Below are 14,622 nucleotides of genomic sequence, written 5' to 3'. Positions count from 1 at the left end.
TATGAAAGAGAAACTTTTTGTTGTAAAAATAGGAGGTGCCTTGATTGATGATGAGGTAATGCTGAATCAGTTTCTGGAAGAATTTTCCAATATTAAGGAAAAGAAAATTCTGATTCATGGTGGTGGAAAACTGGCAACGATACTGGCGGCTAAATTGGGAGTAACTCAGCAGTTGGTCAATGGAAGAAGAATTACGGATAAATCGACATTAGATATTGTGACAATGGTGTATGCGGGAAATATTAATAAAAATATCGTTTCGAAACTACAGTACAGAAATTGTAATGCTTTAGGGCTTTCAGGTGCTGATGCTAATGTAATTCAGGCAAAAAAGAGAAATCACTCTGAAATTAATTTTGGATTTGTTGGTGATATTGATGAGGAAAGCGTCAACAAAAAAATGCTTTCTTATTTTCTTTATCTTGATCTCGTTCCTGTTTTTTCTGCCATCACGCATGATAAGAAAGGAAATCTCTTAAATACCAATGCAGATACCATTGCTTCGGTAATTGCTCAGTCTTTATCAGAAATATATGATGTTGAATTGTTGTACTGTTTTGATAAAGAAGGGGTATTGGAAGATGTTGATGACCCTGATTCTGTTATTAAAAGTGTATCTCAGGAAGATTTTTCAACTTTAAAAGAAGCAGGAAAATTGCATAAAGGGATCTTGCCGAAACTTGAAAATGCACTTGGAGCCATTAAAAATAATGTAAATAAGGTTTTCTTAATTAAAGAAACCCAATTGAAGAACCATATAGAAAATCATCATGCAGGAACTGAAATCTGTTTATAATCAAGAAGAGTTATTCAATAATGCAATTGAATTGCTTAAAAAACTGATTGAAATGCCTTCATTCAGCAAGGATGAATATAATACTTCTGTAGAAATAGAAAGTTTTTTTCAAAAACACGGAATTCCTGCGAAGCGTTTTAAAAATAACATCTGGGCGGTCAATAAACATTTTGATGAGGCTAAACCTTCTGTATTGCTGAATACACACCATGATACGGTAAAACCTAATAAGGCCTATACTTTAGATCCGTTTGTAGCAATTGAAAAAGAGGGAAAATTATATGGATTGGGTAGTAATGATGCCGGGGCTTCTCTGGTTTCTTTAGCACAGACGTTTTTATATTTTTATGAAAGAGGAGATTTAAAATATAATTTAGTTATTGCTTTAACGGCAGAGGAGGAGATTTCAGGTTTTGATGGGATTGAAGCCTTATTTCCACAACTGCCCAATGTGGAATTGGCTATTGTAGGAGAACCTACGCAGATGAACCTTGCGATTGCTGAGAAAGGACTTTTGGTAATTGATGGTGAAATGAAGGGTACAGCTTCTCATGCTGCTCATCCTAATAATGATAATGCTATTATAAAATGTATGCGGGATTTGCAGCATATTACAAATTTTAAGTTTCCAAAGGTTTCAGATTATCTGGGAGAAGTTAAAATTACGCTATCTGCCATTCATGCCGGAGTTCAGCATAATGTAGTTCCTGAAGCATGTCAATTTACTTTGGATGTAAGAGTGACGGATGAATATAGCAATGAAGAAGTTTTTGAAATTATTCAATCACAAATGAAATCAAACCTTACGGCAAGATCCTTCAGGTTAAATTCTTCGAAAATAGAATTGGATCACCCTTTTGTGCAGGCTGGTTTGGCAATTGGAAGGACAACGTACGGATCTCCAACCTCTTCAGATCAGGCAATCATACCTTGTACCTCTGTTAAAATGGGTCCCGGAGACAGTAGGCGCTCTCATACGGCGGATGAATATATAGAACTCAGTGAAATAAAAGAAGGAATTGAAATTTATATCCGGATTTTAGAAAAGGTGTTATAAAAGACGTAAGATCTCAGACATAAGTTATCAGACATTTCAATGGATTAAATAAGTCTAGCATCTGATATCTAGTATCTGAAATCTGAAAAAAAAATATTGGTTTTAGTTAGTTTTTAAATGTTTTGACTCAGCATGATTATAATGAAGAAAGCAGTTTTTAATAAGATTTATGCAAGAAGACCATTAAAAATGAAAAACTTTATTGAATGTGGAAGATGTTAAAGTTTTTAGCAGTAAGAAATATCATGCTGAGCACAAAACAGCTCTAAAACCGAATTATAGTAATATTTTAAATAGACAATTATGAAAAAGATATGGCAGAAAGATAATCTTGCCACCAATATATTAGTCAACCAGTTTACAGTAGGAAAAGACCTTGATTTCGATGAGCGATTAGCAAAATATGATGTTAAGGGTTCTATGGCTCACTGTAAGATGCTTGCAGAAGTTGGAATTATTTCCAATGAAGAATCAGAACAGATGACCTCTGTTTTGGAAATTATATTAAAAGATATTGAAAACGGAAGTTTCGAACTCGACAAAGAGGCAGAAGATATCCATTCTCAGATTGAAGCGATCTTAATTGAAAAATTAGGAGATGTAGGGAAAAAGATTCATACGGCAAGATCCCGAAATGATCAGGTTTTATTGGATATCAAGCTTTATTTACTGGATGAGATTCGTGAAATAACAAGCCTTACTGACGAGTTTTTTCAGCTATTGATAGGATTGGCAGAAGAGCATAAAGAGGTTTTGCTTCCAGGATATACACATTTGCAGATTGCAATGCCTTCGTCTTTTGGATTATGGTTCGGAGCGTATGCAGAGGCTTTATTAGATGATGTTGAAATGCTGTTCTCGGTAAAGAATATTATTAATAAAAACCCATTAGGTTCTGCAGCTGGTTATGGTTCTTCCTTCCCGATCGATCGAGAAAGTACAACCTACAACCTTGGGTTTCAAACGATGAATTATAATGCTGTATATGCTCAGATGACCCGTGGGAAATCTGAAAAGTTACTGGCAATGGCCATGGCAACAATAGCAGGAACCCTTGGGAAATTTGCCTATGACGTATGTTTGTATTTAAGTCAGAACTTTAATTTTATAAGCTTTCCTAAAGAATTTACAACGGGAAGCAGTATTATGCCTCATAAAAAGAACCCGGATATTTTCGAGTTGGTGAGAGCGAGATGTAATAGAATTCAATCTTTACCGAATGAGCTTATACTGTTGACGAATAATCTTCCTTCAGGATATCACAGAGATGTACAGCTGACAAAAGAAATTCTTTTTCCAGCTATTGATTCCTTAAAAGAATGTCTGGAGATCTTAAATTATACTTTGCCCAACATAAAAGTGAGAGAGGGTATTCTGGAGGATGAAAAATACAAATATCTTTTCAGTGTAGAGAAAATTAATGAAGAGGTTAAAAATGGCAGTTCCTTCCGGGATGCTTATGTAAAAGTAGGCCAGGAAATAGAGAATAATGAATTTGATTTTAAAATTGCGAATCTTAGCCATACCCATCAGGGAAGTATAGGAAATCTATGTTTGGATAAAATAAGTTATCAGTTTAATAAACTGAAAAATAAAATACTGGGTTAGGCGAGATCAATTTTAAATTTAGTGGATTTTTTCACTTCATGTAAAACGATGGAACTGTGGTATTGTCCGATATTAGGAATATTTGAGATCACACTTACAGCAAAATCATTATAAGAGTTGATATCCTTGGCAATGATCTTCAGCATATAATCATATTCGCCAGAGAGGCTGATGATTTCCTGAACTTCGTCATATTTTCCAATGTTCTTCTCAAAAGTCTCCAATACCTTTTTGGACTGCTCTTTAAGACGGACATTACAATAAACAACAATATTAAGTCCCAGTTTTTCACGGTTCAGAAGGCCAACATATTTCTCAATAACCCCTTGTTTCTCTAATTGTTTGATACGCTCATAAGTTGGAGTGAAGGTAAGACCAATCTTCTCGGAGATTTCTTTTACAGATAGAGTAGAGTCTTCCTGAATAATACTGAGAATCATTTTGTCTTTAGCGTCCATAGTGTAGATTTGAGATTTAACAAAAATATTAAGAAAAAATGAGAATAATAGGTGATTGAAGTTTTTTAATTTATTTGGGATTTTGATTTTGTAGTATCGCTGAAATGTTATATCTTTGCACCTAATGAATAAAAGAGTATTTATATCATTAGATTTACCGGGCGACAGCGCCCTTTACGATATTTATTGTTATTAAGCGAAGATTTTGTCTTCGCTTTTTTTATGTAAAAAATTAAGATATTATGTTTACGATTACAGAACTAAGTACCGAGAAAATCAACAGTATACTGGCAGAAGCACTGGCTTTTGCTAATGGAAAAACTGCTAAAATAGAGGGCGAAGTTTTTTGCTCAAATCTATTCTTTGAGGATAGTACAAGAACAAAAACAAGCTTCGATTTAGCTGAAAGAAAATTAGGATTGCAGGTCGTTCCATTTGATGCTTCACACAGCTCAGTAAATAAGGGCGAAAGTTTATATGATACAGTGAAGACGATTGAGAGTATAGGGGTAGACTTAGTTGTAATAAGAGATAAAAAAGACGGATTCTTTGAAGAATTAAAAAATATTAATATTCCGGTGATCAATGGTGGCGATGGAAAGGGAAACCACCCATCGCAGTGTATGCTGGATCTTATGACGATCCATCAGGAATTTGGAAAATTTGAAGGTCTGAAAGTTGGAATTGTAGGGGATGTAAAGCACAGCAGAGTCGCTAACTCCAATGCAGAAGCATTAAGAAGACTAGGTGCTAAAGTATATTTCTCAGGACCAGAGGATTGGTTTGATGAAGGTGCTTTGATTAACGGAACTTACCAGTCGGTAGACCAACTGATCAATGAAGTGGATGTTTTAATGTTATTAAGAATTCAGCATGAAAGACACGACGCTAAAATGAGTTTTTCGGCTTCAGATTATCATAGAAAATATGGTTTGACGAAAGAAAGGGAAAAAGCGATGAAAAAAGAAGCAATCATCATGCATCCAGCTCCTATCAACAGAGGAGTGGAAATCGATACCGATTTAGTAGAATGTGAGCGTTCAAGGATTTTTAAGCAAATGCAGAATGGAGTTTTTGCAAGAATGGCGATACTTAAAAATACGCTCGAAGAAAAAGGATTTAAGTTTAAATAATTGTAAAAAGTATTAATGTAAAAGGTATTCATGAAAATCGTCTATAGGTTTATATATGAATACATGGTACAACAAAAATAAAAATGAAAAAGAAATTAATATTAGAATCCGGAGAGGTTTTTAACGGAGAAGGTTTCGGAGCAGAATTGGAAACAGCAGGAGAAGTGGTTTTCAATACCGGAATGACGGGATATCAAGAATTGATTTCCGACCCATCTTATTGTGGTCAGATTGTATGTATGACTTATCCGTTGATCGGAAATTATGGGATCAACCGCGATGATTATGAAAGTATTGAACCAGCTATTAAAGGTCTTATTGTAAAGGAAATTTGTGATCTACCATCCAATTTCCGTACTCAGATCACCTTGGATGAATTGTTCAAAAAGAAAAACCTTTCAGGAATTTCAGGAATAGATACAAGAAGACTGACAAGAATTCTTCGTAACTCAGGTGTGGTAAAAGGAAAAATTGTAAATGCAGATGCTGATGAAAACGCAATTGTAGAAGAGTTAAAATTAACAACTTTCCCTACCAACCAGGTAGAAACTGTTTCTACGAAAACACCTTACGCAAATCCGGGAAGAGGTTTCAAAGTAGTATTGGTAGATTTCGGTTCTAAATTAGGAATCATCAGAGAGCTTTCTCAAAGAAACTGCGACATTATCGTTGTATCACATGATACAACAGCTGAAGAGATCTTACTAATGGATCCGGATGGGATTATGCTTTCAAATGGTCCTGGTGATCCTGAAGATAACCAACAGGCCTTAGAAATGATCCGCGGTCTTTTAGGAAAAGTTCCGATCTTTGGAATTTGCTTAGGACACCAGTTAATAGGGTTAGCTTGTGGAGCGAAAACATTCAAACTGAAATTCGGACACAGAGGAGGAAATCACCCGGTTTTAGATTTAGTGAAGAATAAAGTTTCGATCACTTCCCAAAACCACGGTTATGCAGTAGATCAGGAAAGTCTTAAAGGAACAGACCTTATCGAAACCCATATCGCTCTAAATGACAGAACAAATGAAGGATTGAAACACAAAATCCACCCTTGTTTCTCAGTTCAGTATCACCCGGAAGCAAGTCCAGGCCCGGAAGATGCGAATTATTTGTTTGATGAGTTTATTGATTTAATGGAAGACTTTAAGAAGCTATAATACAGACATCAGATAGCAGACACTAGACATCAGACTTTTGAAAATTAAAGTAATTATGCACAATTTTGAGAAATTAATTTTAACAAAAGAGTTAGAACTACTTAATGTGGAAAAAGTTGATAGTCTAATATCAAATCTGAATGAAATTCAAAGAATGATTTATACATTCAAATCTAATTTAAAAAAGTAAAAACAGAATGTTGGAAGTCTGAAATCTGGCATCTGACATCTTGTATCTAAAAAAAGAAAATGGCAAAACGTACAGATATAAAAACAATTTTAGTAATCGGTTCTGGTCCTATCATCATTGGGCAGGCGGCAGAATTCGATTATGCAGGAACGCAGGCTTGTTTATCCTTAAGAGAAGAAGGTTACAAGGTAATTTTGATCAACTCAAATCCTGCAACGATTATGACGGATGTGGAGATCGCTGATAAAGTATATATCGAGCCGATATCCCTTCAGTTTGTAAGTCATATCATCAGAAAGGAACGTCCGGATGCGTTGCTTCCTACTTTAGGGGGGCAGACTGGATTGAATATGGCAGTAGAATTGGAGAAATCAGGGATCCTTGAAGAATGTAAAGTTGAGGTATTGGGAACTACACTTTCAGCGATCAACAGAGCGGAGGACAGAGATCTGTTCCGTGAATTAATGAGAGAGCTGAACGAGCCGGTTCCGGAATCTGATATTGTAACTACAGTAGAAGGAGCTCTTCATTTCGCTGAAGAAATCGGATATCCTGTTATTGTTCGTCCTGCCTTTACCATGGGAGGGACTGGAGGAGGAATCGCTTCCAATGAAGCTGAATTAAAAGAGATCGCAGAACTGGGATTGAAATACAGTCCGGTAACGCAGTGTCTTATTGAAAAATCAATCGCAGGTTTCAAAGAAATCGAATACGAAGTAATGCGTGATGCGAACGACAATGCAATTGTGGTTTGTAACATGGAAAATATAGACCCGGTGGGAGTTCATACGGGAGACTCAATTGTGGTAGCGCCTTCACAGACGCTTTCAGACAGAGAATACCAAATGTTGAGAAATGCTTCCCTAAAAATCATCAGAGCACTGGGTATTGAAGGGGGATGTAACGTACAGCTGGCTTTGGATCCACATTCATTTGAATACTATATCATTGAAGTAAACCCGAGGGTTTCAAGATCATCAGCTTTAGCAAGTAAAGCGACGGGATATCCGATCGCTAAAATTGCAGCTAAAATTGCAGTTGGGTTAACCCTTGATGAGATCATGAATCCGGTTACAGGAAAAACTTACGCATGTTTCGAACCAGCTTTGGACTATGTGGTAACTAAATTCCCAAGATTTCCTTTCGATAAATTTGAAACTGCGGACAGAAGACTTTCAACACAGATGAAAGCGACCGGAGAAGTAATGGCTATCGGAAGAAACTTTGAAGAATCTTTACAGAAAGCGGTACGTTCCCTGGAAACAGGTTTAAGACACTTAGGATTAAAAACAAAACAAGCTGCAGCTTTAACAGACGAAGACATCGAAAGAAGAATCAGAGTTTGTGATGACGAAAGATTATTCATCATTTGTGATGCTTTAAGAAGAGGTTACGATTGGGAACAGATTGTAGAATGGAGTAAGATTGACAAGTTCTTTATCTATAAATTAAAGAAACTGGTTGACTTCGAAAAAACAATTGCTGAACATAAATTTGATAAAGAGATTTTAATTAAAGCTAAAAAATTAGGTTTCTCAGATCAGAATATCGCTCACTTATGGGAATCTACTCAAAGAGAGGTTTACAATTTCAGAAAAGAAAATGGAGTGATACCGGTTTACAAAATGGTAGACACCTGCGCGGCAGAATTTGAAAGTGAAACACCCTATTTCTACGGAACTTATGAAGAGGAAAATGAAAGTGTGGTTTCAGATAAACAAAAAGTGGTCGTTTTAGGCTCAGGGCCAATCAGAATAGGACAGGGAGTAGAATTTGACTATGCTACAGTACATTCAGTTTGGGCGATCAAAGAAATGGGCTACGAAGCGATTATCATCAACAATAACCCTGAAACAGTTTCTACAGACTTCTCAATCTCAGATAAATTATACTTCGAACCTTTAACGGAAGAAGATGTAATGAGTATCATCGACCTTGAGAAACCAATGGGAGTAGTTGTTCAGTTTGGAGGACAAACGGCGATTAACTTAGCAGATAAACTGGCAAGCTATGGAGTAAAGATCTTAGGAACTTCATTAGAAGACCTTGACAGAGCTGAAAACAGAGATAAATTTGAAAAAGCGCTGCAGGAAATGGGAATTCCTCAGCCTTTAGGAAAAACCTCGACATCAAAAGAAGAAGCGATAAAAATTGCTAATGAGATTGGTTATCCGGTTTTAGTTCGTCCAAGTTATGTACTGGGAGGGCGAGCCATGGAAATCGTGTATACAGAATCAGAATTGGCTCATTATATGGAATTTGCGGTAGATGCAAGCCCGGAACACCCGGTATTGGTAGACCGTTACATTACCGGAAAAGAAGTTGAGGTAGATGCGATCTGTGACGGAGAAACGGTAATCATTCCTGGAATTATGGAACATATCGAAAGAGCGGGAGTTCACTCCGGAGACTCTATAGCGGTATATCCACCACAAAATGTTTCTCAAGCTGAAATTGACACCTTAGTAGATTACACCCAAAGACTGGCAAAAGGCTTGAATGTTATTGGATTAATGAATATCCAATATGTTCTGTTTGATGGAAATGTATTCGTGATCGAAGTGAACCCACGTTCATCAAGAACAGTTCCTTTCCTTTCAAAAATTACAGATGTACCGATGGCTAACTTAGCGACAAAAGCTATCTTAGGTCAGAAGCTGAAAGATCTGGGATATAAAAACGGATTGGTTCCGAAAAAAGAAGGTGTGTTTGTAAAAGTTCCGGTGTTCTCATTCTCAAAATTAACGAAAGTTGATATCTCTTTAGGACCAGAAATGAAGTCTACAGGAGAAGTGATGGGGAAAGACACCACTTTAGAAAAAGCTCTTTATAAAGGACTTATTGCAGCAGGAAGAAAAGTTCCGATGCACGGATCAATATTATTCACAGTAGCTGATAAACACAAGCAGGAAGCTGCTGATCTGGCTGCAAGATTCCATGAAGTTGGATTCAGAATCTGGGCAACAGAAGGAACGGCTAAATTCTTTGAAGAAAAAGGAATCCCTTGTAAAATAGGATACAAAATCGGAGAAGAAAGTGTAAACCTTATCGACCTGATCCAAAAAGGAAAAGTACAATATGTAGTCAACACCATGACCAAAGGAAAGCAGGTTGAAAGAGATGGTTTCCAGATCCGAAGAATGAGTGTTGAAAATGGAGTGCCATGTTTAACATCAATGGATACGGTAGAGGCTATTTTAAAAGTGATCGAAAGTATGACTTTTAAAATGAACGCGATGTAATCTTTGAAAAGCAAATATATTTTAAAACCCCGTAAGAAAACTTACGGGGTTTTTTTATAAAAATTAAATTATTTGTATAATTTAGATAGTATTAATATTATATAGAAATTCAAATAAACTCAAAGATTTTTTATAAACAATGAAAACTAAAATAACAATTCTAGGAGTCCTAATATTAGGTTTTTTAGCCGCTTTCTTTTATGTGTTGCTAGCGAATCCATATAAGGCTGAAAAAATAAAAATACTTGATTGTGAATCTACTTACAGGGACTATTATTTTGATGATTGGAGTTTAAGAGATTACTACATAAAGCCTAGGGCAACAACGTCATTCGGAAAACAATTTGCTGAAAAAGAAGTTGGAATATGTTTGTATGATAATTATTTTAAGACACTCAACTCTAAATATAAAGCTGAACTTTTAAAATTATTCAAAAACAATAAAGAGATTATTATTACAGAGAAAAATTTTGAAATTGAGGAAGATTTTAAAAATAGGACAGGAATAAATAAACCTAAAAATCCTATTGAATTTGATCAATATTATCTTGAATAGGGAGTATTTAAAAAGTAATCGAAAGAATGTGATTTATCAAAACCTAACTAATTAACAGGATTTATGATTAAAACTTACAGAGAAGGTGCCGTTGGTGCATTGCTCGACGAATATGAAAGGGTAATTAACGACTTACAACAGGTAATTACTGACATTTCAGCTGATGAACTAATTACAATTATTGATGCTGAAACAAGTGACTCTAACTGCAAATCGATTCAGACAATACTGGCACATGTGGTTAGTGCAGGATTTGCTTATGCTATCGATATCCGATTAATGGGGCAAAATGTAAAATATCCAGACATTGTACTTCGTTGGACAATAGATGATTATCGTAAAGACTTTGACCGCTTATTCGTCTTTACCGTAGAAACTTTCAGAAATATTCATGATGATCAGCTTGAAGAATTTGACAACACCAAAAAAATAAATACTTTGTGGGGACAAGTTTATGACATAGAACAGTTAACGGAACATGCAATTGTTCATGTTTTACGTCATAGACGACAAATTGAAAAATTCAAAATTATATTGCATGGGCAAAAATAAAAATAGTTGAACATGTTATTGTTGAATGGGTAAATTGATGTAATTAAAAATTAATTTTGCAGAGTTTTGTGAGATCAGTTTAAAAATAAATAATATTTGCTGATTTATTTATAAATTAGAGCGTTAAAATTCAGGCTGTTAATACTATTTAAAAACCAATAGAAATTCCACCAAATTAAAAAATAACCATGGCAGAATATCAAGCAAAATCAAGCAATTCTTTATTTTTTGAAGTAACAAAAGAGAGCAGGTTAATTGGAAAACTTATTTATAATAGTTGGTTTAAGTTTAATGCTGTAATAGAAATTGTAGATGGTTTGGAGTATCATATTGAGCCGAAGGGGTTTTGGGGAACAACCATTGAGTTAAAGGACAATGAAAAGATCCTTTTAAAATTCAGACTGAACTGGAATGGAGAAATTGTTATACAAACCTACTTTGACGACTTGAAGAGAAGCTATGCTTTTAAGCACAGAGGTATTTTTAAAGAATCATTTGTACTAACAGATCAGGAAGGACTTGAACTTTTGGTAATGAAGCCGGATCTCAAATGGAGCACCATGAATTATGAATACCAAATAACAACATCAGAAGCTTTTGAGATTCTACCCAGTAAAGAAATACTATTGATCAATTCTCTACATTGTGCCAATTATTATATGTCTATGATGATGTCATCAATGCTTACATAGATTATGAAAAAATAACATAGATATCAAAAGGATGCAGCGATGCATTCTTTTCTATTTTAAGAGGAAACAGCTTCAAAATTTATATCTTTAGAAAGTAAAAATAATATTTAAACACCAAATGACGAAACATCAGCAAAGAGTAGCGGACGTGTATCATTTCTTTGATAATAAAGACACTATTCTCGGATTCAGAAAATTGCTTGACTGTGCTATGGATACTCAGAATATGGGTATTTACAACGAAGCAATTTCTTTAACGGACTGGAAGGAACAATACCCAGATAAAACCGAAGAATTTATTGATAAATCAAAAGATCTGCTTCAGAAAATTGAAGCAATTAAAGTTCCTGAATATCCTTTAGAAAAATCAGTGCTTCACGCAGAGCATATTTCTAAATCATATGGTAGTAATCGGTTTTCTTTAGGACCTGTTTCCATTTCAATTAATAAAGGTCAGGTTTATGGATTAGTTGGTGAAAATGGTAATGGGAAAACCACCCTTTTAAGAATTTTAGCAAAAGAAATTTCTTATAATCAAGGTCAGTTGCAATATTCATTTAACCAGGAACCAAAGAATGATTATGATCTTCGTACAAAATTGGTTTACATTCCGCAACGAACTGCCAAATGGTATGGAAGTCTTAAAGACAACCTTAAATTTGTCCTTGCCAATTACGGGGTGAATACAGAAGAAAATGAAACCCGAACGCTAATGATGATCGCCCGTCTCGGATTGTGGAATTATAAACATTTAAAATGGAGCGAACTATCCTCAGGATATAAAATGCGCTTTGAACTGGCACGCACTCTTTTGAGAAAACCTGAAATTCTGTTGTTGGATGAGCCTTTAGCTAATCTTGATGTGGTGGCCCAACAGGTGATTCTGGAAGACTTGAAAGCGATTGCTAATTCAGTAAATAATCCCATTGCTTTGATCTTAAGTTCTCAGCAATTGTATGAAGTGGAAAAGGTTTCGGATAAAGTTATTTTCCTGAAAAACGGACAATACAAGGATAATTCTGATCTTAAGAACAATGAAGAAAACCATTTGATCATTGAAATTGATACTCCCAGTTCCAGAGATGAACTTTTAGAAGTTTTTAAAGCTTTAAAACTGGAAAAACTCAATTATAATGGTGGAGTATATGTTGCCTATTTTTCTGTAGAAACAGAATTTTATGATGTAATGTCTTCATTGGGAAATGCTAAAACCAACATTGTTTATATCCGTAATATTTCATCTTCCACAAGAAGATTTTTCGTTAGTTAATCTTCTTTAATTCGATCAAAATGCAAAAAATAAATCAACTCAATCAATATTTACTGGAGCGATACTCAACCATCTGGAACACAAAAATCGTGTGGATGCTTTTGGTAAGTGCGCTTATTCATATCTTGTTTTTCGCAATAGGATATTGGTCTCATATGGATCCACGCTCCCTTCAGACCTATAGTGTAAAAGATGATTATTTTAAAAATGGTGTTATATTCATTCATCTCATCATCTCTATTTTAATGATTGTAGGTTGGCTCATAATGATGTTCAAAAACAATGCGTTCAAGAATTTTTATCCTGTTTCAAAATGGAAATTATTCTCACAGTTTGTTCAGTATTTTATCATCCTTTTTACCAGTACTACCTTCTTTTTCTCTTATATGATAGGTTTCAGGATGTTTATTAATCATCAGTACCCTGATCAACAAGTAGAGAAAAATATAGATATTATTAATAGAACCTCACCCTTTCTTTCACAGGAACTTGAAGCCTATACCTTGGATAACAGAAAGTTTCCAAAACCTTTTGCAGATCTTTTCTGTGAAACGGATATTAATAAAATAAACACGGGTAAAAAATATTTTATTTATTATAACAGGGTATATCAATACTATTCTGTGTATTCCAAGACGTCTGCTAAAAAAGATAGATATGGAAATTTTGCAATTCCTGAACCTGAAAGAACTAATAAAACGGCTGTCGCTTATTCTGAACTGAAAGAAAATTCTGGTACATTCTATTTCAAAAAAGAGGTTGTGGATCTTTCATCATATATTCAGACAACAGGTTTAAGCTATTATAATTTTTCTAAAATTTTCTATGATGAGACTTCTAAGGATGTTCATTATGTAAAAGAGCAAAATTATAATGATATGAATACGGAAGGTTATACAAGCAGTGACTACAAAAAATTAGCTTTTGAAATTAATAAAAAGACTACTGATCTTTTAAATAAAAACAATCCTGCAGAATTAGAAAGCTTACTTTCTGATTTTTTGAAAATATCAAAAGAATATAAAATACAGACTAATCTGGAAGCTAAAGAATGGGCGAAAATGATCTATTCCACACAGAATAATAATTTTGAACCCAAATATTTTATACGAAAGGTTAGAAACTACAATGAAGCTGATGATCCATCAATCTCCAAAGAATATGAAGCTGATTATGCTGTTACAGATACCGAAGCGGCTATTGCGGATAATGGAACGATCGTAAGGGATTCTTTAGCTATAGTAGCTCTTAACCCTGATATTCATCAACAGGTTTCTCCTGAAAAGTATTTTAAAAATAATCTTACAGACTATTACTTTTACACAGATTCTTTGAAAGATGTTCTGAACAATGTTAATACAATAAAAAATATGGATTTCTTCTCGGAGAATATTCATATCTACTTATGGATCTCTTTTTTCCTAGCAGCTTTTATTTTTAGTTTTAGAATTGTAGGATTGAAATCACTATTATTCAGTGTCATCAGTGCCGGAGTATTGATTTTAGCCGTCACGTTACTTACCGTTTTATATTCTGTGTTAGTCCGTGGAAAGGAAGAGTTTTTTGCTTCTTATTTTACTCTTTTTATCTCTTTGATCATTCTTTTAGTTCCCTTATTGATGATGCGAAAAGTTGGAAAGCTGGTATCTTCGATTTTTATTACTATTTCAATGAGTGGATTTGTGCTTTTCTTATTTCTTATCTTCGGAATTATCACTATTCATCAGAAAGCGACGTGTATAAGTACGAGTACTGTACATTCGTATGCCGAATGTCCAACAATTATTGATTCTATGGGTCTTAATCTGAGCTTTATTATATTTGTATGTGGTTTTATATTTATGTATTTCTATACTTCCATTCTTCAAAAATGGAAAGCAATGCCACAATAATTTAAACAACATAAGA

12 protein-coding genes are annotated in these 14,622 nt (G+C 34.6%); 11 read left to right on the top strand and 1 reads right to left on the bottom strand.

What is annotated here, in order from left to right; translation table 11 throughout:
* Position 1 precedes the first annotated feature (1 nt).
* The 3 genes from argB to argH all read left to right on the top strand — a co-directional run bounded on the left by argB (position 2) and on the right by argH (position 3,461).
* The gene (gene argB / locus AC3WRL_RS01090; protein WP_214833294.1) at positions 2–796 is read left to right on the top strand and encodes an acetylglutamate kinase; all 795 of its coding nucleotides are present in this window, start codon (positions 2–4) and stop codon (positions 794–796) included.
* Positions 771–1,853 carry a M20 family metallo-hydrolase gene (locus tag AC3WRL_RS01085; RefSeq protein ID WP_492329549.1) on the top strand — a complete coding sequence of 361 codons (1,083 nt, stop codon included), beginning with the start codon at positions 771–773 and terminating at the stop codon, positions 1,851–1,853. Before argB ends, AC3WRL_RS01085 begins: the two co-directional genes overlap by 26 nt.
* Before the next feature lie 303 nt (positions 1,854–2,156).
* A complete protein-coding gene (argH, locus tag AC3WRL_RS01080; RefSeq protein WP_214833290.1) occupies positions 2,157–3,461 on the top strand; it encodes an argininosuccinate lyase in 1,305 nt (434 codons plus the stop codon).
* On the opposite strand, the gene AC3WRL_RS01075 is transcribed toward argH, so the two are convergent.
* Positions 3,458–3,919, bottom strand: a complete 462-nt coding sequence (locus AC3WRL_RS01075) for an Lrp/AsnC family transcriptional regulator (RefSeq protein WP_214833288.1) — start codon at positions 3,917–3,919, stop codon at positions 3,458–3,460. The genes argH and AC3WRL_RS01075 overlap by 4 nt on opposite strands.
* 242 nt (positions 3,920–4,161) lie before the next feature.
* Between AC3WRL_RS01075 and AC3WRL_RS01070 the strand changes: the two genes are divergently transcribed.
* From AC3WRL_RS01070 to AC3WRL_RS01035, 8 genes are all read left to right on the top strand, one after another.
* Entirely contained in the window at positions 4,162–5,052 is an 891-nt protein-coding gene (locus AC3WRL_RS01070; protein ID WP_214833286.1) for an aspartate carbamoyltransferase catalytic subunit, read from the top strand.
* Between the two features lie 83 nt (positions 5,053–5,135).
* Positions 5,136–6,212 carry a carbamoyl phosphate synthase small subunit gene (locus tag AC3WRL_RS01065; RefSeq protein WP_214833284.1) on the top strand — a complete coding sequence of 359 codons (1,077 nt, stop codon included), beginning with the start codon at positions 5,136–5,138 and terminating at the stop codon, positions 6,210–6,212.
* A 249-nt stretch (positions 6,213–6,461) separates the two neighbouring features.
* Positions 6,462–9,644: a carbamoyl-phosphate synthase large subunit gene (carB, locus tag AC3WRL_RS01060; RefSeq protein ID WP_214833283.1), complete on the top strand. Its 3,183-nt coding sequence runs from the start codon at positions 6,462–6,464 to the stop codon at positions 9,642–9,644.
* A 139-nt stretch (positions 9,645–9,783) separates the two neighbouring features.
* Positions 9,784–10,200, top strand: coding sequence for a hypothetical protein (locus tag AC3WRL_RS01055; protein ID WP_492329548.1), 417 nt, complete (start codon positions 9,784–9,786; stop codon positions 10,198–10,200).
* A gap of 63 nt (positions 10,201–10,263) precedes the next feature.
* The gene (locus AC3WRL_RS01050; RefSeq protein ID WP_492329547.1) at positions 10,264–10,752 is read left to right on the top strand and encodes a DinB family protein; all 489 of its coding nucleotides are present in this window, start codon (positions 10,264–10,266) and stop codon (positions 10,750–10,752) included.
* A 188-nt stretch (positions 10,753–10,940) separates the two neighbouring features.
* A complete protein-coding gene (locus AC3WRL_RS01045) occupies positions 10,941–11,444 on the top strand; it encodes a hypothetical protein (RefSeq protein ID WP_214833276.1) in 504 nt (167 codons plus the stop codon).
* Positions 11,445–11,562: 118 nt separating this feature from the next.
* Positions 11,563–12,714: an ABC transporter ATP-binding protein gene (locus AC3WRL_RS01040; RefSeq protein ID WP_214833274.1), complete on the top strand. Its 1,152-nt coding sequence runs from the start codon at positions 11,563–11,565 to the stop codon at positions 12,712–12,714.
* Between the two features lie 20 nt (positions 12,715–12,734).
* Entirely contained in the window at positions 12,735–14,606 is a 1,872-nt protein-coding gene (locus AC3WRL_RS01035; protein WP_492329546.1) for a hypothetical protein, read from the top strand.
* Positions 14,607–14,622 lie beyond the last annotated feature (16 nt).

The sequence above is a fragment of the Chryseobacterium sp. FW101-FHT12H09 genome (assembly GCF_058790395.1).
The sequence above is the reverse complement of the archived record's forward strand: the minus strand, read 5'-3'. Positions and strand labels throughout refer to the sequence as shown.